The sequence below is a fragment of the Streptomyces sp. FIT100 genome (genome assembly GCF_024584805.1).
In the GTDB taxonomy this organism is placed as follows: domain Bacteria; phylum Actinomycetota; class Actinomycetes; order Streptomycetales; family Streptomycetaceae; genus Streptomyces.
Genome location: NZ_CP075715.1, coordinates 3,336,752 through 3,358,765, shown reverse-complemented (window position 1 = coordinate 3,358,765; position 22,014 = coordinate 3,336,752). Strand labels below are relative to the sequence as shown.

The 22,014-nt window shown below is 70.1% G+C and carries 24 protein-coding genes; 14 read left to right on the top strand and 10 right to left on the bottom strand.

Annotated features, from left to right (window positions below; translation table 11 throughout):
* The first annotated feature begins 49 nt into the window (after positions 1 to 49).
* The 6 genes from KK483_RS14700 to KK483_RS14675 all read left to right on the top strand — a co-directional run bounded on the left by KK483_RS14700 (position 50) and on the right by KK483_RS14675 (position 8,349).
* Complete coding sequence (locus tag KK483_RS14700) at positions 50 to 973, top strand: LLM class F420-dependent oxidoreductase (protein WP_262005681.1); 924 nt, start codon at positions 50 to 52, stop codon at positions 971 to 973.
* Between the two features lie 10 nt (positions 974 to 983).
* Positions 984 to 1,745, top strand: a complete 762-nt coding sequence (locus KK483_RS14695; RefSeq protein WP_262005680.1) for an SDR family NAD(P)-dependent oxidoreductase — start codon at positions 984 to 986, stop codon at positions 1,743 to 1,745.
* A gap of 125 nt (positions 1,746 to 1,870) precedes the next feature.
* Complete coding sequence (locus KK483_RS14690; protein WP_262005679.1) at positions 1,871 to 2,989, top strand: LLM class flavin-dependent oxidoreductase; 1,119 nt, start codon at positions 1,871 to 1,873, stop codon at positions 2,987 to 2,989.
* Positions 2,990 to 3,371: 382 nt separating this feature from the next.
* Positions 3,372 to 5,111, top strand: coding sequence for an amidohydrolase family protein (locus tag KK483_RS14685; protein WP_262005678.1), 1,740 nt, complete (start codon positions 3,372 to 3,374; stop codon positions 5,109 to 5,111).
* Positions 5,108 to 6,571: an aldehyde dehydrogenase family protein gene (locus tag KK483_RS14680; RefSeq protein ID WP_262005677.1), complete on the top strand. Its 1,464-nt coding sequence runs from the start codon at positions 5,108 to 5,110 to the stop codon at positions 6,569 to 6,571. The genes KK483_RS14685 and KK483_RS14680 overlap by 4 nt, the downstream gene beginning before the upstream one ends.
* A 218-nt stretch (positions 6,572 to 6,789) precedes the next feature.
* Complete coding sequence (locus KK483_RS14675; RefSeq protein WP_262005676.1) at positions 6,790 to 8,349, top strand: APC family permease; 1,560 nt, start codon at positions 6,790 to 6,792, stop codon at positions 8,347 to 8,349.
* 162 nt (positions 8,350 to 8,511) lie between these two features.
* On the opposite strand, the gene KK483_RS14670 is transcribed toward KK483_RS14675, so the two are convergent.
* Positions 8,512 to 10,032 (bottom strand): CehA/McbA family metallohydrolase, encoded by a 1,521-nt coding sequence (locus KK483_RS14670; protein WP_262005675.1) that lies wholly within the window; start codon positions 10,030 to 10,032, stop codon positions 8,512 to 8,514.
* 103 nt (positions 10,033 to 10,135) lie between these two features.
* Here KK483_RS14670 and KK483_RS14665 point away from each other — a divergent pair, with 103 nt between their 5' ends.
* On the top strand, positions 10,136 to 10,966 hold the full coding sequence (locus KK483_RS14665; protein WP_262005674.1) for an LLM class F420-dependent oxidoreductase: 831 nt from the start codon (positions 10,136 to 10,138) through the stop codon (positions 10,964 to 10,966).
* Positions 10,967 to 11,015: 49 nt separating this feature from the next.
* Here KK483_RS14665 and KK483_RS14660 read toward each other — a convergent pair whose 3' ends face one another.
* Positions 11,016 to 12,566, bottom strand: coding sequence for a choice-of-anchor I family protein (locus tag KK483_RS14660; protein ID WP_262005673.1), 1,551 nt, complete (start codon positions 12,564 to 12,566; stop codon positions 11,016 to 11,018).
* 103 nt (positions 12,567 to 12,669) lie between these two features.
* Positions 12,670 to 13,269 (bottom strand): tyrosine-protein phosphatase, encoded by a 600-nt coding sequence (locus KK483_RS14655; RefSeq protein WP_262005672.1) that lies wholly within the window; start codon positions 13,267 to 13,269, stop codon positions 12,670 to 12,672.
* 28 nt (positions 13,270 to 13,297) lie between these two features.
* Here KK483_RS14655 and KK483_RS14650 point away from each other — a divergent pair, with 28 nt between their 5' ends.
* The gene (locus tag KK483_RS14650) at positions 13,298 to 13,684 is read left to right on the top strand and encodes a type II toxin-antitoxin system RelE/ParE family toxin (protein WP_262005671.1); all 387 of its coding nucleotides are present in this window, start codon (positions 13,298 to 13,300) and stop codon (positions 13,682 to 13,684) included.
* Positions 13,681 to 13,995: a helix-turn-helix transcriptional regulator gene (locus tag KK483_RS14645; RefSeq protein ID WP_262005670.1), complete on the top strand. Its 315-nt coding sequence runs from the start codon at positions 13,681 to 13,683 to the stop codon at positions 13,993 to 13,995. Before KK483_RS14650 ends, KK483_RS14645 begins: the two co-directional genes overlap by 4 nt.
* Positions 13,996 to 14,126: 131 nt before the next feature.
* Here the strand turns inward: KK483_RS14645 and KK483_RS14640 are convergent, their stop codons facing one another.
* The 7 genes from KK483_RS14640 to KK483_RS14610 form a co-directional block, all read right to left on the bottom strand.
* Positions 14,127 to 14,510 (bottom strand): VOC family protein, encoded by a 384-nt coding sequence (locus KK483_RS14640; protein ID WP_262005669.1) that lies wholly within the window; start codon positions 14,508 to 14,510, stop codon positions 14,127 to 14,129.
* 81 nt (positions 14,511 to 14,591) lie between these two features.
* Positions 14,592 to 15,164: a Uma2 family endonuclease gene (locus tag KK483_RS14635; RefSeq protein WP_262005668.1), complete on the bottom strand. Its 573-nt coding sequence runs from the start codon at positions 15,162 to 15,164 to the stop codon at positions 14,592 to 14,594.
* A gap of 156 nt (positions 15,165 to 15,320) precedes the next feature.
* Positions 15,321 to 15,896 carry a hypothetical protein gene (locus tag KK483_RS14630; RefSeq protein ID WP_262005667.1) on the bottom strand — a complete coding sequence of 192 codons (576 nt, stop codon included), beginning with the start codon at positions 15,894 to 15,896 and terminating at the stop codon, positions 15,321 to 15,323.
* Between the two features lie 728 nt (positions 15,897 to 16,624).
* Entirely contained in the window at positions 16,625 to 17,053 is a 429-nt protein-coding gene (locus KK483_RS35315; RefSeq protein ID WP_313879082.1) for a helix-turn-helix domain-containing protein, read from the bottom strand.
* A 290-nt stretch (positions 17,054 to 17,343) separates the two neighbouring features.
* A complete protein-coding gene (locus tag KK483_RS14620; protein ID WP_262005666.1) occupies positions 17,344 to 17,721 on the bottom strand; it encodes an ASCH domain-containing protein in 378 nt (125 codons plus the stop codon).
* A 32-nt stretch (positions 17,722 to 17,753) separates the two neighbouring features.
* The gene (locus KK483_RS14615) at positions 17,754 to 18,011 is read right to left on the bottom strand and encodes a DUF397 domain-containing protein (protein ID WP_262005665.1); all 258 of its coding nucleotides are present in this window, start codon (positions 18,009 to 18,011) and stop codon (positions 17,754 to 17,756) included.
* Positions 18,008 to 18,877 carry a helix-turn-helix transcriptional regulator gene (locus KK483_RS14610; protein WP_262005664.1) on the bottom strand — a complete coding sequence of 290 codons (870 nt, stop codon included), beginning with the start codon at positions 18,875 to 18,877 and terminating at the stop codon, positions 18,008 to 18,010. The genes KK483_RS14615 and KK483_RS14610 overlap by 4 nt, the downstream gene beginning before the upstream one ends.
* A 135-nt stretch (positions 18,878 to 19,012) precedes the next feature.
* Here KK483_RS14610 and KK483_RS14605 point away from each other — a divergent pair, with 135 nt between their 5' ends.
* From KK483_RS14605 to KK483_RS14575, 5 genes are all read left to right on the top strand, one after another.
* Complete coding sequence (locus KK483_RS14605) at positions 19,013 to 19,435, top strand: ATP-binding protein (RefSeq protein WP_262005663.1); 423 nt, start codon at positions 19,013 to 19,015, stop codon at positions 19,433 to 19,435.
* A gap of 59 nt (positions 19,436 to 19,494) precedes the next feature.
* A complete protein-coding gene (locus tag KK483_RS14600; RefSeq protein ID WP_262005662.1) occupies positions 19,495 to 19,965 on the top strand; it encodes a prevent-host-death family protein in 471 nt (156 codons plus the stop codon).
* A gap of 953 nt (positions 19,966 to 20,918) precedes the next feature.
* Positions 20,919 to 21,188 (top strand): type II toxin-antitoxin system Phd/YefM family antitoxin, encoded by a 270-nt coding sequence (locus KK483_RS14585; RefSeq protein ID WP_262005660.1) that lies wholly within the window; start codon positions 20,919 to 20,921, stop codon positions 21,186 to 21,188.
* Positions 21,178 to 21,636: a type II toxin-antitoxin system VapC family toxin gene (locus KK483_RS14580; protein ID WP_262005658.1), complete on the top strand. Its 459-nt coding sequence runs from the start codon at positions 21,178 to 21,180 to the stop codon at positions 21,634 to 21,636. Before KK483_RS14585 ends, KK483_RS14580 begins: the two co-directional genes overlap by 11 nt.
* Before the next feature lie 110 nt (positions 21,637 to 21,746).
* Complete coding sequence (locus KK483_RS14575; protein WP_262005657.1) at positions 21,747 to 21,923, top strand: hypothetical protein; 177 nt, start codon at positions 21,747 to 21,749, stop codon at positions 21,921 to 21,923.
* Positions 21,924 to 22,014: the final 91 nt, after the last annotated feature.

The window sequence follows — 22,014 nt, the reverse complement described above, 5'->3', positions numbered from 1 at the left end:
CGATATGACGGTTCGTCAGATACGGACCGATCGGTCAAGGGGATCGACCATGGTCGTCTACGGCATGCAGCTCCCGGTCCAGTCCCAGAGCACGATCTACGCCGAGTCCTGGGAGGCCGCCGCCGGCCCCGCCGACCTCGCCGAGATCGCCCGCACCGCCGACCGCACCGGCTTCGCGTACATCGCCGTCTGCGACCATGTCGCGATCCCGCGCCGTCTCGCCGACGCGATGTCGACCGTCTGGTACGACCCGGTCGCCACGCTCTCCTTCCTCGCCGCCGTCACCGAGCGGGTCCGGCTCCTCAGCCATGTCGCCGTCGTCGGACTGCGCCACCCGCTCCTGACCGCCAAGCAGTACGCGACCCTCGACCACCTCTCCTCCGGTCGGCTGGTCCTCGGTGTCGGTGCCGGGCACGTACAGGAGGAGTTCGAGGTGCTCGGCGCCGACTTCGAACGGCGCGGGGCCGTGCTCGACGAGACGATCGACGCGCTCAGGGCGGCCCTCGGGCCGGAGGAGTTCCCGAGCTTCCACGGGGAGCGGTTCGCCTTCGAGGGGCTCGGGCAGAAGCCCAGGCCCGCCCAGGCCCGCATCCCTGTCTGGATCGGCGGCTCCTCGCCCGCCGCGGTGCGCCGCGCCGCGCTCAAGGGTGACGGCTGGCTGCCGCAGGGCGATCCGCGCGACCGGCTCCCCGCGCAGATCGCGAAGCTCCGTGCGGTGCGCGAGGGGGCCGGGATCACGGATCCCGTCGAGATCGGCGCGATCACCGAACCGCTGTACGTCGGCGACGCCTCCTGGGACGTCGGCCGCCGCACCCTCACCGGCAAAGCCGAGGAGCTCGCCGAGTCGCTGCGCGCGTACGCCGCGATGGGCGTGGACCAGATCCAGGTGCGGTTCCGCAGTCGGAGCCGCAGTGAACTCACCGACCAGATGGCGGCCTTCGCCGCCGACGTGGCTCCGCACCTCGACCGTTAGGAGTACGGGCATGGGCAAGCTGGACGGACGGGTCGTCCTCATCACGGGCGCGTCGCGCGGACAGGGCGAGCAGGAGGCGCGGCTGTTCGCCGCGGAGGGAGCGAGGGTCGTCCTCGGCGATGTGCTCGACGACCAGGGGGAGGCGCTGGCGAAGGAACTCGGCGAGAGCACCGCGCTCTACGTCCGTCTCGATGTGACCCGGGAGGCCGACTGGGCCGCCGCGGTCGCCGCCGCCAAGGACTCCTTCGGGCGGATCGACGGCCTGGTGAACAACGCGGGCATCCTGCGCTTCAACGAGCTGGTCTCCACGCCGTTGGCGGAGTTCCAGCAGATCGTCCAGGTCAACCAGGTCGGCTGCTTCCTGGGCATACAGAACGTCGCCCCCGAGATCGAGGCCGCCGGCGGCGGGACGATCGTCAACACCGCCTCGTACACGGCCCTGACGGGCATGGCCGGAGTGGGGGCGTACGCCGCGACCAAGCACGCCGTCCTCGGTCTGACCCGGGTCGCGGCCGTGGAGCTGGCCGCGAAGGGGATCAGGGTCAACGCGCTCTGCCCCGGGGCCGTGGACACCGCGATGAGCATGCCTGAGGGCGTCGACCGGGGGGCCGTGGAAGAGCTCTACCGAAACCTGGTGCCCCTCGGCCGGGTCGGGCAGCCGGAGGAGGTGGCGCGGCTCGCGCTCTTCCTGTCCAGCGACGACTCCTCGTACATCACCGGCCAGCCGTTCGTCATCGACGGGGGCTGGCTGGCGGGGGTCAGTATCGTCTGATGCCCGCGGACTCTTCTGATGCATCGTCAGGTACCTCTATTGACGCCTCGGGCGTGCGGTGGAACAGTCGGATCATCCAAATCTGACGGTCTGTCAGAAGCGAGAGGGATGGTGGTGGGACCCCCATGGAATTCGGGCTCTTTGTTCAGGGTTACGTCGGCAAGCGCGCCGAGACCGATCCGCTCGCCGAGCACAAGGCGCTGATGGAGGAGACCGAGTACGTCATCCAGGCGGACAAGTCGGGCTTCAAGTACGCCTGGGCCTCCGAGCACCACTTCCTGGAGGAGTACTCGCACCTCTCGGCGAACGACGTCTTCCTCGGCTACCTCGCCCACGCGACCGAACGGATCCACCTGGGGTCGGGCATCTTCAACCCGCTCGCACAGGTCAACCACCCGGTGAAGGTCGCCGAGAAGGTCGCCATGCTCGACCATCTGAGCGAAGGGCGCCATGAGTTCGGCTCGGGGCGCGGCGCCGGATCGCACGAGATCCTGGGGTTCATCCCCGGCGTCACCGACATGAACTACACCAAGGAGATCTGGGAAGAGACCATCGCCGAGTTCCCGAAGATGTGGCTCCAGGAGGAGTACGTCGGGTTCCAGGGCAAGCACTGGTCGCTGCCGCCGCGCAAGATCCTGCCGAAGCCGTACGGCAAGTCCCACCCGGCGATGTGGTACGCGGCCGGCTCGCCTCCCTCGTACGCCATGGCCGCGAAGAAGGGGCTCGGGGTGCTGGGCTTCAGCGTCCAGAAGGTCTCCGACATGGAGTGGGTGCTGGAGCAGTACAAGACGGCGATCGTGGACGCCGAGCCGATCGGGGACTACGTCAACGACAACGTGATGGTGACGACGACGGCGATCTGCGCCCCCACGCACGAGGAGGCCGTACGGATCGCGGTCGGCGGCGGGCTGCACTACCTGCCGTCCCTGGTCTTCCGCTACCACGACACCTTCCCGCGGCCCGAGGGCTTCCCCGAGTGGCCCGAGACGCTGCCGGAGTACAACGAGGAGATCATCGAACTCCTCATCGCCGAGGAGCTGCTGATCTGCGGCGACCCCGACGAGGTGCTCGCCCAGTGCAAGCGGTGGGAGCAGGCGGGGGCGGACCAGCTGTCGTTCGGGCTGCCGATCGGGATCTCGAAGGAGGACACGCTCCAGACGATCAGGCTGGTCGGCGAGCAGGTCATCCCGAAGATCGACACGGACCCGGTCCACCGCACCACCCGCTTCCGCGAGGCGGCTTGACGGGGGGCTCCGCCCCCCCCCGTCGGCCCCCCGCGGTCCTGAACCGGGGCTCCGCCCCAGACCCGTTTCGGGGGCTCCGCCCCCGGACCCCCGCGCCTCAATCGCCGGCGGGCTGGGTTTTCCAGCCCGTCCGGCGTTTGAGGACACGGCCGGAGGCCGCACCCCCCACGCGGCGGAACCGCACATCGGCACTGCGGGTAGGGGCAGGGCGGGGTCAACCCCCGCGCAACGGCACCGGCGGCACCCCCACCCCCAAAGCCGCGGGCGGCGTCTTCCCGGACCGCCTCCCGCACCGCCCGGCCGGAGGCCCCACCGCGCGGCCAGCCGTGGGGCCTCCGACCGGGGCACCGCACCCGATCAGTGACGAAAGGGACGCCCACCCATGCTGGACCACCTGATCAAGGGCGCCACCGTCGTGGACGGCACCGGCGCCCCCGCCTTCACCGCCGACGTCGGCATCCGCGACGGCCGCGTCGCCGTCATCGCCGAGCCGGGAACCGTCACCGAAGAGGCCCGTACCGGCGAGGACGCGACCGGCCTGGTGCTCACCCCCGGCTTCGTCGACCCGCACACGCACTACGACGCCCAGCTCTTCTGGGACCCGTACGCCACCCCGTCCATGAACCACGGCGTCACCACCGTCGCCGGCGGCAACTGCGGCTTCACCCTCGCCCCGCTCAACCCCGACCGCCCCGACGACGCCGACTACACGCGCCGCATGATGTCCAAGGTCGAGGGCATGTCCCTGGTCGCCCTCGAAGAGGGCGCGCCCTGGAACTGGCACACCTTCGGCGAGTACCTGGACGCCCTCGAAGGCCGTATCGCCGTCAACGCCGGCTTCATGGTGGGCCATTGCGCGCTGCGCCGGCACGTCATGGGCCCGGACGCGGTCGGCGGGCAGCCGACCCCCGAGCAGCTCCAGCGGATGCTCGCGCTCTTCCACGACGCCATGGAGGCCGGTGCCTGGGGCCTGTCCACCACGCAGTCGTCCACCCACTCCGACGGTGACGGACAGCCCGTCGCCTCCCGCCACGCCCGGCCCGGCGAACTCCTCGCGCTCTCCCGCGCCGTCGCCGACCACGAGGGCACCCAGCTCGAAGCGATCGTCGCGGGCTGCCTCGACCAGTTCAGCGACGACGAGATCGACCTCTTCGTCGAGATGAGCGCCGCCGCCGGACGGCCGCTGAACTGGAACGTCCTGACTATCGACGCCTCCGTGCCCGAGCGCGTGCCGCGCCAGCTCATCCCCTCCGAGCGCGCCCGCAAGGCCGGCGGCCGGATCGTCGCGCTCACCATGCCGATCCTCACGCCCATGAACATGTCGCTCGGCACGTTCTGCGCGCTCAACCTCATTCCCGGCTGGGGCGCGATACTCGGCCTGCCCGTCCCGCAGCGGATCGAGAAGCTCCGCGACCCGGACGTCCGGGCCGAGATGCTGCGCCGTGCCGACTCCAAGGAGGCCGGGGTCTTCCGCCGCCTCGCCGACTTCGGCCGGTACGTCATCGGCGACACGTACTCCAAGGCGAACGAGGGGCTCAGCGGACGGGTGGTGAACGACATCGCCGCCGAGCGCGGCCAGGACCCCTTCCGGTGCCTCGTGGAGATCTGCGCCAACGACGAGCTGCGCACCGTCCTGTGGCCCATGCCCACCGACAACGACCCGGCGAGCTGGGCGCTGCGCGCCGAGACTTGGCAGCACGAGGACGTCATGCTCGGCGGCTCCGACGCGGGCGCGCACCTGGACCGGATGTGCGGGGCGCCGTACACCACCCGCTTCATCGGCGACTGTCTGCGCGGGCGCGGGCTCGCGTCGCTCGAGGAGGCGGTCAGGATGCTCACCGACGACCCGGCGCGGCTCTTCGGTCTGCGCGAGCGGGGCCGGATCGCCGAGGGGTACCACGCCGATCTGGTCCTGTTCGACCCGGAGCGGATCGACGCGGGACCGGCCACCCTCGTGCACGATCTGCCGGGCGACAGCCCCCGGCTGGACTCACGGGCGGTCGGGATCGTCTCGGTGCGCGTCAACGGGGTCGAGACCGTCCGCGACGACGAGGTGACCGGCGCGGTCCCCGGCAGGGTGCTGCGCTCCGGCCGTGACACCAGGACGGTGAGCACCCGGTGAGCGCCGCCGGGCAGCGGCTGTTCATCGGCGGGGAGTGGGTCGAGCCGGACGGCGGGCAATACGAGGTGGTCAATCCGGCCGACGAGTCCGTCGTCGGCCTCGCCCCCGAGGCGAGCCGCGACCAGGTGTACGAGGCGGCGGCAGCGGCCCGGGACGCGTTCGAGGACTGGTCGCGCACCACCCCCGAGGCGCGGGCCGCGGTCCTGGACCGGGCGGCCGACATCATCCAGCGCGAGTCCGGGCCGTACGCCGAACTCGCCCGTGCCGAGACGGGCGCCACGACCGGCACGGCGCGCGGCATGCAGGTCGCGGTCGGGGTGTCCCGCTTCCGGCGGTACGCCAAGGGCGCGCTGGAGCCCGTCGAGGAGGGGCTGCCCCCGCAGGTCAACGAGGCGGGACCGATGGGCAGGGGCGGGGTGTTCGGGGCGCTGGCGGGGCGCCGCCCGGTCGGCGTGGTCACCTGCATCACCTCGTACAACAATCCGTGGGCCAATCCGGCGGGCAAGGTCGCCCCGGCCCTCGCGATGGGCAACACGGTGGTCGTGAAGCCCGCCCCGCAGGATCCGCTGTCGGTGTACCGGATGGCGGAGGCGCTCGCGGAGGCGGGCGCGCCGCCCGGTGTGGTCAATGTGGTGAGCGGCTCGCGTACGGAGGTGGGGGAGGCCGCCGTCGACTCGCCGGACGTCGACATGGTCAGCTTCACCGGCTCCACGGCCGTCGGCCGGCGCATCGGCGAGGTGTGCGGGCGGGCGATGAAGCGTCAGCTCATGGAGTTGGGCGGCAAGGGCGCGGCGGTCGTCTTCGACGACGCCGACCTCGACTCGGCGGTGGCGGGCATCGGCACCACCTTCGCCTTCTACAGCGGCCAGATCTGCACCGCGCCGACGCGCGTCCTCGCCCAGCGCGGTGTGTACGGCCCGCTGCTGGAGAAGCTGACCGGCTATCTCGGCTTCATGAAGGTCGGCGACCCGGCTGTGCAGGGCACGGTGGTCGGCCCGGTGATCTCGGCGGCGCACCGCGACCGGATCGAGTCGTACGTCGAGCTGGGCAGGAAGGAGGGCGCGCGGCTGGTCGCGGGCGGCGAGCGTCCGGACTTCGCGCGCGGCTTCTACGTCGCCCCGACGCTCTTCGCCGACTGCACCAACGACATGCGGGTCGTACGGGAGGAGATCTTCGGCCCGGTCGTGGTCGTCGTCCCCTTCGACGACGAGGAGGAGGGCGTCGCACTCGCCAACGACAGCGACTACGGACTGATCGACTACGTCTGGTCGGGCGACGCGGCACGGGCCTTCCGGGTGGCGCGGCGGCTGCGGGCCGGCGGGGTCGGGATCAACACCGTGGGACGCAACATGGAGGCGCCGTTCGGGGGGTTCAAGCAGAGCGGGGTGGGCCGGGACGTCGGTTCGTACGCCCTGCACGCGTACAGCGAGCTGCAGGCGATCGTGTGGCCCGGTGGCTGAGACATGAACCGCTCGGGAAATTTTCAAATTGGGCAAAACGGACAGGTCTACGGTTTCCGTACCCGGAACAGGCGCCCTGAGCCTGTGAACGTGCCGACTCGATCCCCATTGGCCTTTCAATTGGCGATCGAAGCGGCACCTAGGCGGCAGTATCCAAGGAGGAATATCCGGACTTCAAGCCTCCGGATACGAGAACCGCAGCATTTAACGTCCTCTTCATGACTCAGCTGGAGACCCGGCCGCAGGTCGGAGACACGGTACCGGGACGTCCCGATGGGGGCGTCCGCACCAAGGGGCTCGGCGGGAACTCCGTCGGCCTCCTCGGCAGTGCCGTCATCGGTATCTCGACCGTCGCCCCCGTCTACTGCCTCACCTCCACGCTCGGCTCCACGGCGGGCGAGGTCGGCCTCCAGATGCCGGCCGTGTTCCTGGCCGGCTTCCTGCCGATGCTGCTCGTCGCCTTCGCGTACCGCGAGCTCAACCGCGCCATGCCGGACTGCGGCACCTCCTTCACCTGGACCGTGAAGGCGTTCGGACCGCGCGTGGGCTGGATGTGCGGCTGGGGCCTGGTGATCGCCACGATCATCGTGCTCTCCAACCTCGCCGGCGTCGCGACCTCCTACTTCTGGCTGCTCGCCGGTGAGATCAGCGGCAGCGAGTCCATCGCCGCACTCGACGGCAACAAGGCCGTCCACATCGCCACCTGCCTCGCCCTGATCGCCGTCGCCACCGCCATCAGCTACCGCGGCATGACGGCGACGAAGGGTGTCCAGTACGCCCTCGTCGGCCTCCAGCTCGTCGTCCTCGCCGTCTTCGTCGTCCTCGCCTTCCAGAAGGCCGGCAGCGGCGCCCTCGACACCGGCCTCGACTTCTCCTGGTCCTGGATGAACCCCTTCGCGGTCCAGTCCTTCGCGGCCTTCACCGCCGGGCTCTCCCTCTCGATCTTCATGTACTGGGGCTGGGACGCCTGTCTCTCCACCAACGAGGAGACCACCGGCTCCGCCAGGACGCCCGGCCGCGCCGCGCTGATCGCGATGGTCGTGCTCGTCGGCTCGTACCTCGCCACCGGCATCGCCGCGCAGATGGCCGTCGGCGCCGGCGACAAGGGGCTCGGCCTCGCCAACCCGGACACCTCCGACAACGTCTTCGCCGCCCTCGCGGGCCCGGTGATGGGACCGGTCCTCGGCATCGCGCTCTTCGTCGCCGTCCTCGCCTCGGCCGCCGCAAGCCTCCAGACGACGTTCATCCCGGTCGCCCGCACGGTGCTCGCGATGTCGGCGTACGAGGCCCTGCCGGCCTCCTTCGCCAAGGTCAGCCCGCGCTTTCGCACCCCCGGCAAGGCCACCGTCGTCGCGGGCGTCGCCACCGGCGTGTTCTACACGGTCATGACCCTGGTCAGCGAGCACGTCCTGGTCGACACCATCTACGCACTCGGCCTCATGATCTGCTTCTACTACGCGCTCACCGCCTTCGCCTGCGCCTGGTACTTCCGCGGCGAACTCTTCCGCTCGGCCCGCGACTTCACCTTCAAGGGCCTCTTCCCGGTCCTCGGCGGAAGCCTGCTGGCGGCGGTCTTCGGCAAGACGCTCTACGACATGTGGGACCCGGCCTACGGCTCGGGCTCCGCGGTCCTCGGCGTCGGCTCGGTCTTCGTGATCGGTGTCGGCCTGCTGCTCCTGGGCGGCGTGATCATGCTGGTCATGCAGCGCCGCAGCCCGGCGTTCTTCCGCGGCGAGGTGCTGACGAAGGAGACCCCGTCCCTGGTGGTCGCCGACTGATCCGCCTCCTCCGCCCCCTCCCCGCCTCCGGCTGACGTCCGGGCCCGGCCCCCTTGCGGGGGCCGGGCCTGTTCCGTACTTCTTCAGGAAGCCGACGCGCGCACCCGCTGCACGTAACCGATCACTTCGACGAACTTCTCCGGTGGCCAGGGCAGGGCGTCCTCACGCGCCGATGAAGACCGGGTTCGTGAACGCCGCCAACGGCCCCGGGAGCCCCGGGACGGGGACGACCGGCGCGTGGCGCACCTCGGCGCGGACGTACGCCGCGTACGCCGCCGTCGTACGCCACTCCACCACGCCCGTGCCCTCGGCCGGGAGCGTCGCCGTGTGCAGCACGCCCTGGTCGGTGACGAGACGCGCGGTGCGGCCGGGCGCGCCGGTCACCTCGAGGCGGACCGTCACCGGGTCGTCGGAGTCGCCCCGCAGCCGCTCGCCGATGCCCGCGTGCCGCCCGCGCCCGCCGGACGCGCTCAGCGCCACCGAGACGTTCTTCGACTCGGCCACGTAGCAGCGGCCCGCGCGGATGCCGTCCAGGATCGCCTCGCGGGTCAGGTCGTCGGCGAGGACGACGGTCTGCGGGGTGCCGACGGGGTCCGGGTCGCGGTGGGCGTCGCTGCTGCCCATCGCGGGGGTCCAGCGCCCCCCGGAGCGCACGGACGCGACGAGCATGCTGTCCCAGTCCGCGAGCGACACCTCGTCGTCCGGGGTGTAGGGACCGTTCCACACCTCGACCGCGTCGGCCTCGCCGAAGCCGAACTTCCAGTTGCAGCCGATGCAGGTGGCGTGCGGGTGGGCGGGGACGACGAGGCCGCCGGCGCGGCGGATCTCGCGGGCGTAGTGGCCGAAGCGGTTGTCGCGGGCGCGGTAGCGCCAGTCCACGAACGTCCCCGGGTCGGTGCCGAGTGCGACGACGTGCCCGTTGCGGGTGGTGACCTCCTCGCCGAGGAGCACGAGCAGGTCGTCCCCGGCCGCCGCCGCCCACGCGCCGTGCGCGGAGTGCGTGTTGTGCTCACTGCTGTTGATGAAGTCCAGCCCGGCGGCGCGGGCGAGCGCGGCGATCTCCTCGGGGGTGCGGCGCCCGTCCGAGTACCAGGAGTGCAGATGGCAGTCGCCCCGGTACCAGGCGCGGCCCCGACCCTTGGCCCGCTCCGGCGGGTAGACCGGCTTCGGCGTCGCCGCCGGGGTCCCGTACGTGAGCGTGATCGTCACCGTGTACGGCAGCCCCTCGGGCGCGACGGTGTACGGCCCGAGCGCGATGGACCAGGTGCCCGCGCGGACCGGCCCCGGGATGTACCCCGGCGTCGCCTCGTCGCCCCGGATGAAGAACTCGCTGCGGGCCCCGCCCGACCAGCCCCGGAAGCCCTCCCCGCCGAGCTCCGTACCGCGCTCGTCGAAGATGCCGATGTCCAGGGCGTTGCCCTGGGTCCCGGCGGGCACGGACGGCCTCTCGTACGCGTAGGAGACCCGGATCTCCGAGACGCCGCGCGGGATCCGGACGGGGAGGTAGACGAAGTCGGGGGAGCCGGGCGGCAGGGTGCCGCTCACGACCTTGGTCGTGGTGCCCTCGTGCTCTGCTGCCTCGGCGAAGCTCACACTGCTCAACGTAAGCGCGGCGGCCGCTCCCGTCACGAACAGTCCGCGTCTGCTGATGCCGCTGCTGGGGTGGTTCTCGTCATCGCACATGCCTTCACGCTCGTACCCGGTCGTGAACCGCAGGGCAAGACAGGGGGATTGAGGGATTGCGGCGGTATGGCGTTCCCCGCCGCCGTGAGGCATACCTTGGGGCATGCGGATCTCGACGACGATCTTCCTGACGGACGAGACGATCGCGCCGGTGCGGCTGGCGCGCGAACTGGAGGAGCGCGGCTTCGCCGGGCTGTACCTCCCCGAGCACACCCACATCCCGGTGGAGCGCACGACCCCGTACCCGGCGGGCGGCGACCTGCCGCGCGAGTACGGGCGCACCCTGGACCCCTTCGTCGCCCTCGCCCAGGCGGCGGCCGTGACCACCCGCCTCGGCCTCGGCACCGGCGTCACCCTCGTCACCCAGCACGACCCCATCGCCCTCGCCAAGCAGATCGCCACCCTGGACCTCGTCAGCGGCGGCCGGTTCACCCTCGGCGTCGGCTTCGGCTGGAACCGCGAGGAGGCCGCGGACCACGGCGTCGACTGGCCGGCCCGCCGCGACCTCGCCCGCGACCGGATGCACGTGATGCGCGCCCTCTGGGCCCCCGAACCGACCCCCTACAAGGGCGACTTCGCCTCCGTACGCCCCTCCCACGCCCACCCGAAGCCCTTCGCCGGCCCCGCCCCCCGCACCCTGGTGGGCGGCGCCGCCGGGCCCGTCCTCTTCTCCCACATCGCCGACTACGCCGACGGCTGGCTCCCGATCGGCGGCCGCGGCCTGACGGAGTCCCTGCCGGTGCTGCGTGCCGCGTGGGAGGACGCGGGCCGCGACCCGAAGGCGCTCCAGGTCGTCCCGTACGCGGTCCTGCCGTCACCGGGGAAGCTGGCGCACTACGCCGAACTGGGCGTGGAGGAAGTGGTGCTGCAACTGCCGCCCGCGGGCGAGGGCGAGGTGCTGCGCGTCCTGGACGAGTACGGGCGGTACCTGTGACCCGGCACCGCCCGCACGTCCCGTCGGGCCGCCCCGGAGGCGGCCCGCCTCAGCGGGTGATCGTGTAGAACGAGGTCGTCCCCGTGCCCTCGTTCGCCACCGCCAGCATCGGGCGGTGCGTGGGGCTCTGCCACGCGGGGACGTACTCCAGGCCCTCGGGCGACTCGTCGCCGGCCGTGCGGACCCAGTTCTGGAACACCGGCCTGCGCGGGTCGCCGATGTCGAAGACCATCACGCCGTTGGTGCGCTCGATGGCGACGAAGGCCATCAGCCGTCCGTCGACCTCGCCGATGGCCAGACCCTCGGGCTCCGGGCCCTTGTTGTCGCTGCGCTTGTCGAAGTCGCCCTCGCCCTCGGCGTTGAAGTTCGCCGGGTCGATCTTCGCGATCAGCCGCTCCAGGAGGTCGCCGCTGTCGTAGACCAGACGTCCTTCGGCGTCGCGGATCGAGAACGAGCGTCCGCCGTAGGTGCGCACCGGGTCGCCGGCCGCGGCGGGCTTGATGATCTGGAGGCGGCCGATCTCGGTCTCGGCGAGCAGCGAGCGGTCGAAGCCGGCGGGCAGCAGCGCCGGGTCCAGGTCGGCGAGGCGGATGCCGTCGGCGTACTTGGCCTCGCCCTTGCCGTACTCGCGCTCGTCGCCCTCGTTGGCGACGACGTAGTAGGTCCGGCCGCGGTGCTCGAAGGCGGCCAGCGCGTCGGGCATGTAGACGCCCTGGATCGGGCGCGGCTCGATCCGGATGGCGTCGTCGCGGTCGGAGGTGTCCAGGCCGTTGCCGGGCCGCGAGTGGTCCTTGTAGCCGAAGCCGTCGATCGCGGTGACGCGGGCGGAGCGCAGGTCCACGGTGGCGACCGCGTTGTTCTCCTGGAGCGTCACGAAGGCGCTGCGGCCGTCCTCGGACACCGAGATGTACTCGGGCTCCAGGTCCTGGGCGACGGTGGCGCCCGGACCGCTGATCCGCACCGAAGGGTCGAGGCGGCGGTGGTCGAAGGCGCGGAAGCCGGCGGTGCGCACGGTCGCCCGGTCGGCGCCGCGGTCCAGAGCGACGATGCTGACGCTGCCCTCGGGGTCGGCCTCTCCCGGCTGGTAGCCGACGGGCTCGCCCTCGTTGGCCACCAGCAGCCGGCGGCCGTCGCCGGTGAAGGTCACCATGTCGGGGCTGTGCCCGACGGTCACCGCCTTGATCACCGTGCCGTCGGGGCGCATCAGGACGACCTTGCCGCGCTCGGCGGCGTCCGCCGACTCCACGGCGGCGGCGACCAGTCCGCGCCGGGCGTCGACGCTGGTGACGGCCCCGCTGCCGTACGCGGACAGGTCGACGGAGGCGATCTTCACCGGCTTCGCCGGGTCGCGCACGTCGAGCACGTCGAGGGCGAGGCCGTCGGCCGTGGTGACGTACGCGCGGCGGGTGGTCCAGTCGTACGCGACGATCTCGGCCTTGTCGCCGGCGTACGTGCCCAAGTGGGCGAGGTTCACGGGTCGTTCACCGGCCGAGTCCTGGGCCGGGGCCGGGGCGGGGGCGGAGCCGAGGAGGGCCAGCGAGGCGGTGACCGCGAGGGACGCGGCGCACATGCGTCTGAGGCGGCGGTTGGGTGTGTTCATGAGGCGGATGGTGGAGGCAGGGCATGAACGGGGTGCGGCCGGGGGGTTGCTGCCCGGGGGTGGACGGCGGCCGGGCGGGCCGCCGTCCCACGGCCGACCGGGTTCAGGACTCGCGGACGCGGGTGATCCAGCGCTCGATCACGGCCTCGTCGGCCCCCTGCGCCCCGATCCAGCCGCGCACACCGCCGGGGTGCGCGTCCCACAGGTCGAGGACCGCCTCGATGGCGTGGGCCGGGGAGCCCATGAACTCCTCCAGGCCCTCCGGGACGGCGTAGGCGGGGCTGTGGCCGCGCAGACGCTCCATGACCGCCGGCAGGTCGGCCTCGGTGCGCACATAGTCCGCGACGACCGCGGCCCGGTCCACCCCGGCGAGGCTCAGCAGCATCGCCACCGAGACGCCCGTGCGGTCCTTTCCCGCCGCACAGTGGACCAGCACCGGCCCGTCCCCGTCCGCCGCCGCCCGCAGGAGGTCGGCGAAGCGGGCGCCCGCGTCGGTGACCATCGAGCGGTACAGGCCCGCGAGCCCGTCCCGGTACTGCGTGATGTGTCCGGCGCCCGTGATGTCCTCGTCCGCCATCAGCGGGAGCCGGTGCACGGTGGCCCCGTGCGAGGCGAGCGGGTGCTCCGCCTCGACGCACTCGACGGTGGAGCGCAGGTCCACGACGGTTCCGGCCGGCCAGGCCGGCAGCCCCCACTGGCGCATATCATCTGAGCTATATAGCATCGAAGCCATGGCCGGTGAGCGGTACACCATCGAGATCGAGCCCGAGGTCCGCCTCTGGCTGGAGAACCTACCCGCCCACCACTACGTGATAGCCGAACAGAAGGTCGACCGCCTCGCCGAGAACGCGACCACCCTGGGCGAGCCCTACAGCCGCCACCTCGGAGGCAAGCTCCGTGAGTTGCGTTTCGACCTCGGCAGCAACGCTCAGCGCATCACCTACTGGCTTGCCCCCGACCGACGTGTCGTCCTGCTGACCGTCTTCCGTAAGACGAAGATGCGCGAGATGGCAGAGGTGGATCGAGCCCGCGCAGTCCAGGTCTCATGCGAGGCCAGTCATGCGCCGGCCACCGAACATGACATCTACAGCCGCCCGATCAAGGAGGAACTGCGATGAACCATGCCGAGTGGAAGACCCGCCACCACCGCAAGCTCCTCGGCGAAGCGGTCGAGGACAACGCTGAGTACGACCGCCTGTACGAGGAGGCCGAACTGGCCCACGATCTCGGCCAGCTGGTCTACGACCGGCGCACCGCCCTGGGTCTGTCCCAGACCGAACTCGCCGAACGCTGCGGGATGAAGCAGCCCCAGATCTCCCGGATCGAAGGCGGCGGCACTGTACCCACCATCCCCCTCCTGCGACGCCTGGCACGCGCCCTGGATGCCGACCTGACCATCGAACTCACCCCACATCACCAAGCGGCCTGAGTAGCCTCCCGACAGCTGACGACCGAAGAATCTCCCCATTCCCGGAATTCACCGGAGGTCGTCGCTGCTGACGGCAGTAGTGACGGCAGCAACCACGGACAGCTGTCGCAGCGATCGCGTGCCCCTGTGCGTCAGGAGTTCATCGCGGCCCGGTCGGACTCGCTGCGAAGGACGCAGAATTCGTTGCCTTCGGGGTCGGCGAGGACTGCCCAGCCGGAGCCGTCGGGGTTCCGGTGATCGGTGACAAAGGTGGCACCGAGGCCCAGCAGCCGTTCCACCTCCTGCTCACGCGACGTCTCAGGCCGCAGACAGAGATGGATCCGGTTCTTGATCTTCTTGGGCTCGGGCACCTGGTTGAAGTGCAGCACCGGGCCCTCCGCCAGCAGCACCTGGGTCTCCGGATCGCCGGGTTTGTCCTCCGGATGCAGCGGCCGACCGGTCACCCCGCTCCAGAACCGGGCCAGCTCGTAGGCATCCGCACAGTCGATCGCCACGTTCTGCACTACCGAAACCATGCGCGCGAGCCTTCCGCACTTTCCTTCCGGACGCCACTGAGTTGAGCGCGTTTCTCGCGCACACGGCTCACGCGTGAGGCGTCACCGGTAGCGAACGAGTCCCGAGGTGTTGAAGGTCCATTTCCCGGCAGGGACGACTTCACCGAACTCGTAGGGGATCGAGGAGCGGTACCTGAGCCCGTCGGGCCCCTCTTCCGGCTCGGAATGGACCGTGATGGTGCCGTTGAGGGGATCCACCACGACGTAGAGGGGGATGCCCATCCTCGGGTAGTCCTCAAGTTTGGTGACGAGGTCGTTCTTGGGGTTGATCGTGGAGACGATCTCCACGACGAGCAGCACGGCGCGCGGGTTGACGGACTCGGCCTGCGGATCGACATCCTCGGTGGGGAACGCCATCAGGTCGGGGACCTTTTCCAGACCGGTCACCGGGTCTGTCATGTCAGTGTCGTTGACGGCTGAGATGCCCGGCGTCTGCTCCCTGATCTGGTTGCGGAAAGCATCGACGTTGGTTGTGTGGGGCAGGTTCGGGCTCATCATGACCAGCTTCACCTCCCCGTCCGTTGTCTCCACCTTCCAGCCCTTCTCCAGATGCTCGGCGTACTCGGAGAGGTGCTGGACCACCTCGTGCATGCGCTGAATCTGTTCGGGGCTCATGCTGTTCACGGTGTCCTTCAGGGGTCCTACGTCAGCCTGGCGTCGGTCCTCGGAGCACGAGGGACCCGACCAAGCGCTGGCCTGTCTCCCCAGGTCTGCTTCTCACTGGTGACGGCGTCAGTGGTCTGCGCTGCGTTGTGCCTGCGGAGACCGTCGCTATGGACTCGATGCCGTGCGCGAAGATGACCGCCTGCTGCGTCTGCGCATCACGATCACGGCCGCGACGACCGCGAGCGCGCTCCCAGCCGCACCGACAGCCGCGCCCTGTCCGAATCCCAGGCCGCACGATTGTCCTCCTGCGGCGGTTGCGACGGTGACCCTGCTCCAGAGGACGGTCGGTTCGTAGTCGCAGACGCTGTCCCGGTCCTCTTCGTTCACGCACTGAGCGTCCTTGTACGTCAGCTCGAACTTGACCTTGTAGGTTCCGGGCTTCGTCGCCGCAGGAACGCGAGCCGCGCCGACCCAGGCCCTGCCTGTGTCTCCGAGCGGTGCGTCTGATTCCAGGGCGGGACTGGACATCGAAACGGCCGTCGGATGCGGATTGCCGGGTTCCTCTTTCACGGTGATGGCGACGAGGCCACCGGGTGCGGTCGGTCCCTCCACGCGCACATATCCGGCTCCTGGAAACGGAATCTGTTCGGCGGCCGCCGTTTCCGCGCCGCCCCCCAGTGCGACGGCCGCCGCGATGGTGAGTGCCCATTGGTGGGCGCGTCGCGGCATGAGCTTGATCATTTGACGCGTCCCCCTATGGCCCTCGATCGTACGATCATGGCTCACTTCGGTGGATCTCGCGTCAAAGGGTGATCTGCCTCTCATTTGTCCACGGAGAGGCAACCATGCACATACGTACGTTCTTCAGGTCTTGTCGATTGCGGCAGCACTCGTGCTGCCGCAAGTCGCGCTAGCGCAGGCCGAGCCGGACCCACCAGTGACACCTGTGCCCGCAGCGGGCGATGATGATGCGAGAGGGCTGGGACACCGGCGTGTGGCCAGGAAGCCAGCCTGTGCCGCGCCTGTCCGGGGCTTCGGTGCCGTACGAGCTCGATCGCCGTGTGGCTCACGCGGCAAGCCCCGGCGCGATCGCCGACGTGTCGCAGTCGAGGCAGCAGCCTGGCTGCGGGGCCCGGAAGGCGCGGTCGCAGCGGTCGCAGTTCTGGAGCGGATCGGGGCGCGGCGGTGGCGCCGGGACCGCGGGGAGCGGCGGGGGAAGGAACTCGGCGAGCCGGTAGGCCAGGAGCCCGGCCGGACGGGAGATCCGGCCCGCGGGGAGGCCCGCGGTGAGGGTGCGGCGTACGGCGTCGGGGGCGATGCCGCGCTCCAGCCAGGTCTCGACGGCCGGGGCGAGGCGGCGTACGTCGCGCTCGGCGAGGATCAGGCGCGGGTCGGCGCGCCGTAGCCCGGCGAGGAGCGAGGTGGCGGGCGCGGCGGGAGTAGGCGCCGGGTCGGGTTCCGGATCGGGTTCACGCTCGGGCGGGGGCGGAGACGGCTGCTCCGGCTCGGCCTCCGGCTCCTGCCGGTCCGCGTCCGGGGGGCGTTGCCGCCGGGTTGTTGTACGAGAGCGTCAGCGCGAGCATCGCGCCGGACGGTAATCGCACCTGGACGCGTGCGAGATACCCGTGCTCCTCCAACTCCCGCAGCGCGGCGGCGATCCGGATCTCGCCCTCGGGGAACCGCTCGGCCAGCCGCTTGATCGAGACCCTGGCCCCGGTCGGCAGCGACTGGATGTGGACGGCCAGCCCGATCGCGGTCAGCGAGAGATCGGTGTGCTGGGCGAGGTGGTTGCCTACCACGACGAAGCAATCCGTGTGGGGGACATTGATGTGCTGGACGCCCGGCTTGAGAACGGGCGACGGCGCGGACGAGGGCGCGTTAAGCTGCGAGTCAGTCATCGGGAAGGTTGCTGCTTCCTTGGTGGTCAGGCCCTCGATCGGGATGCCAGTCCCGGCCGGGGGCCGTCATTTTGTGCGGTTGTCGAAGCTGAGCCTGCACTGTGAAGTGGCATATGCGCCAGCCAGGTTGGGATGGATCACCCATGTGAGTGAGCTTGGCGGCGAGGGGGTCGGGGGAGGGTTTGGAGAGGTTCTTTCCCGGGTTCTTTGATTGGTTAGGGCCGTGGCGCGCCGAGGCAGGGCCCACCGAGTCGGGGGAACCTCGATGCGGACAAAATCCCGCGAAGGTGTCAGGAAGGTGTGACGAGCCCGAAGGTCAGGCACACGAGGCGAGTGTCCTCGTCGACGGGTGTGCCGATGGCGTCCCAGAAGCGGCTGTGTCCGGTGCGCCACTCTTCGAGGGAACGGTCGCCCTCTCCTTCGGCCTTGGCGTGTTCCCAGGTGACGTCGCCGAACGTGGTCAGCTCCACGCCGATGATCTCGATCGTGGCGACGTGGTCTCTGTCGCTGCCGAGGAGCGCCAGGCGCTCGCCGGCGAACTCCAGGCCCTCCGTCTCCTCGACGTACTCGGCGAGCAGCCCGGTCGTGGCGGTCTTCTGCCCAGCCAGAACGAGGGCGTTCAGCCTCTCCCGAAGCTCACCGGCGGTGCCGAGCTCCAGCGCTCGCATGCCGTTCACCCGTGGCCACATGGCCCCGCCCTTCAGCGCTGCGCGAGTCGTTCCTGGGCGTACGAGATGAACGCGGACCAGCAGGCGGGGGCGCAGGCGAGCTGAGGGCCGCCGGGGTTCTTGGAGTCGCGGACGTGGATGGTGGTGGGGCAGGTGGCGATCTCGACGCATTCGCCGCCTTCGCCGCTGCTGTAACTGGACTTGCGCCATTCGACGGCGACCTCGATGCAGGCGCCGCCCTCACCGCCGCTGTAGCTGCTCTTGAACCAGTGGAGCTGCTCGGTGTTCATCGACGTTCTCCCAGCATCTTGTCGATCAAGGACAAAGACTCCCGGGGCGACAGGGCCCGCGCCCGCATGATCCCATAGCGCTCGGCAAAGACGCGGACTTCATCCTGGTCAGTGATCAGACGGGAATGCCCCTGGATCTCCGTGTACGCCACCTGCTGCCGCCCCTTGGGTGTCAGCAGAATGAACGCGCCATCCATGCACGGGTGTTCCTCGTGATCGGTCGGCATCACCTGAAGCTCGACGGTCCGCAGTCGACCGATGTGTAGCAATCGGCGTAACTGGTGTTCGTGGACGGTTGGCCCACCGTTCGGCCTCTGGAGTACGGACTCCTCCACCACGAAGCTGAACGTCGGCGCCGGCCAGCGTTCGAAGATCTGCTGGCGCGCGAGCCGGTCGGCCACACGCTTCTCGATGGTCCGCTCGTCGAGCAACGGACGACGCTGGGTGAAGACGGCCCGCGCGTACTCCTCGGTCTGGAGAAGGCCGGGAACGGCCTGATTGCTGTAGTCGTGCACCGCGAGGGCCTCCGCCTCGGCCTTCGCGTAATCCCGGAACCAGTCCGGATGCCGCGTCCGCGCCTTCGCCAGCGCCTTCTCCACATCCGGGATCGCGGCCTTCAGCACCCCCCGTGCCCCCAGAACCTCGTCGGCCAGCCGCAGGAACGCCGGCTGCGGCGTCCGCACCCCGCGCTCCATCGAGGAGATCAGCGCCTCGCCGCAGTGTGTAGCAGCACCCAACTCCCGCTGACTGAGCCCGGCTTCCTCGCGCAACACCTTGATCTGCTTGCCCAGCGAGTTGAAGAGTAGCGCCGTCCCGTCCTCCTCGACGGGCCGCTCCGGCCGCTCATCGCGCTCCACATCCGCCATACCCCGTACCGCCCTCGCTCGCCGCACTGGTCACGGTCGACGACCCGTACAGCGCCCCGACCGTACCCGTACGGCTACGCTCCGTCGCGTCGTCACTCCTGGTCAGGGTAGTCCCGACCGGACACGCTCAGTGACATGAAAGCCGAAACCGCCACCCCCACCGCCGAGTTCACCCAGCGCCTGAGCGCCACCCGCCGCGGCGCCCGCCTCGCCCGCCACCTGGCCGTGCACCGCCTGGACGCGTGGGGCATCCCCTACGACAGCGAACTCTCCGACACCGCGGCCCTGATCGTCGCCGAACTCGCCGCGAACGCGGTCACCCACGGCCGCGTCCCCGGCCGCGACTTCGAGCTGTGCCTGCTGCTGTCCGCCCCCACACTCCGCATCGAGGTCTCCGACACCCGCGGCGAACGCGTCCCGACCACCCCCGCGACACCCCCACTCGCCGACACCGAGACAGGCCGCGGCCTCCTCCTCGTGGTCGCCCTTGCGACCGCCTGGGGCGTGACAGACCGCACGGTCGGCAAGACGGTCTGGGCCGAGCTGGCCCTCCGGTGAGCGGCGCCGTGCTGGGTTTGCAGTGGACCTCGGAACTAGTTCCGAGGTATCCTCCTGTTATGACACCGACCGAGGCTGTGACCTATTCGGAGCTGTCCAAGCGCCCGGGGGACGTGGCTGAGCGGCTCACGAGGACCGAGCGACTGCGGATCGAGCGGCGCGATGGTGCTGACCTGGTGCTGACCACCATGGAACGTGAAGAGCGCCGGGATGCTGCGGTCGCCACGATTGCCCACACGTTCGCCGCGCTGGTGAAGACCGACGAAGGGGCCCGTGCTCTCCTCCTCGCGCTTCCCGAGATCTTTCCGTGGGTGCGCCACCTCGATGAAGAGGAGGTGCGGGAAATGCTGGTAGAGCTGGTTGATGCTGTCCGGGATGCTGCTGATCTGGATGTCTTCGGTCCGCTGAACGGAGTGGTGGCCGGATGGAAAGCCACGGCACGGATCAAGGCCGACCCTGATGAGTACGCCGAGGCCCTCAAGCTTCAGGCTGACCACGAGACCGACTACGGGCCGGTGGTCGCTCCGTGACCCCCAAGCGAGGGGATCGCGCGGCGCCGCCGCCCTCCGGCGACGAGTGGGACGTGCGATTCGACACGGCCGAGGCGGCGAAAGGCTGGGAGGAGTTCGGCCAGCAGGCGGCATCAGCCGTACGAACGTGCTTCGACATCTTGCGGACCGACCCCGCGCCTCAGCCGGAGACGGCTCGGCAGCACCGCCTCCGAGGCCGTGCGCTGTCCACGGGAATCCGGCGCGGTGTGGCGCTTCCGCAATGGGAGTACGAGGTCACCGGTGGAGGTCGAGTCCGCTACTTAGTGGACGTGGACAACCGCACGGTGTGGCTTGTGAAGGCATCCATCCGACATCCGAAGGACACGGAATGAGGTTGTAATCCTAGTCCGGCTGTGGGACCGGCCCTGTCCAGAATATCGATCGTTTCTTTTCGCTTGTTCAAGAGAACTCCGACACCGCCGCGCTGATCGTCGCCGAACTCGCCGCGAACGCGGTCACCCACGGCCGCGTTCCGGGCCGCGACTTCGAGCTTCGTCTGCTGCTGTCTGCCCCCCCACTCCGCAACGAGGTCTCCACACTCGTGGCGAACGCGTCTCGGCTGCCCCGGCGGCACCCCCGCCCGCCGACACCGAGACGGGCCGCGGCCTCCTCCTGGTGGTCGCGCTCCCGCCGCCTGGGGCGTGACAGACCGCATGGTCGGCAAGACGGCCTGGGCCGAGCTGCCCTCCGGTGAGCGGCGCCTCGAGGTGTTTGCTCCTCGCGCTTCCCGGGATCGTTCCGTGTGTGCGCCACCTCGATGAAGACGAGGTGCGGGAAATGCTGGTAGAGCTCCTGGACGCTGACCGGGATGCTGCCGATCTGGATGCCCTCGGCCCGCTCCCTCCGCGGCCAGCAGGCCAGTGCCTGCCCAAACGGACCTCCGGGTGTGCCACCGAGTAGCACGGTGTGTCACGCCTGGCTATCGTGGAGGCATGACCGCACAGCCGGAGATCACCCAACGCGACTTGCGCACGAGGTCCAAAGAGATCATGGACGCTGTCCAAGGCGGCCAGGCATTCACCGTGACCCGCGACGGTCATCAGATCGGCGAGCTGATCCCGCTGAGGAAGCGCAGGCGCTTCGTCCCGCGCGGCGAGTTCGCGGCCATGTCCCGCACGGCGCCCGACATCTCGCTGGCTGCCTTCCGAGCGGACCGGGACGCCACCGCGGATCAGGAGCAGGACGACCCCTATGCCCGTTGAGCACGAGCAGGGTCTGCTCGACACCAACATCATGATCCTGCGCAAGTGGCTCGATCCGGAGGAACTTCCCGCCGAGATGGCGATCAGCGCCATCACGCTGGCGGAGCTCTCGGCGGGCCCGCACGAAGTACGTCGTAACGACGAGCAGGACGACTACGACGAGCACGCGGAGCGAGCCCGCCGGATGGACGTGCTGCAGCGCGCGGAGAACGAGTTCGACCCCATTCCCTTCGACGTGGAGGCGGCTCGTGCCTACGGCCGAGTCTGCGCCGCAGTGATCGGCGCCGGTCGCAAGCCGCGGCGCCGCGTCGCGGACCTGATGATCGCCGCGATCGCGGTCGCAGAGGACCTCCCGCTCTTCACCACCAACCCCGATGACTTCAAGGGGCTTCACGACCTTCTCACTGTGGTCCCGGTGACCAGACCGACAGTGCTTCACGACCGGTAGTGGAGGGGGAATCTCCAGGGACCGGGGGCGGGGCCCGAGCCTCACTGAGTGCGCTGCTGTCCGTGTTCCCGTGGGTGCGACATCTCTCGGATGACGAGGTCCGGCAGTTTGTGGCCGAACTGGTCGACGCGACGCACTGCGTCGTCGACCTGGCCATCCACGCCAACCTCCACCGCGTCGTCGTGGAATGGCGCGCGACGGCACGGATCCTCGCCGAGCCCGACTTGACCGCCGAGCTCACCCGTCCGCTGCCCGACGAGGATCACGGCGAGGTGAATGCTCCGTGACCCTGAAGCGCGGGCGGATCGGGGCCCGTTTTCTTTTGCGAGTTGACGCTCACGCGGGTCCTGAGCCGAAACCTGTCGGATGAGCTCCCAG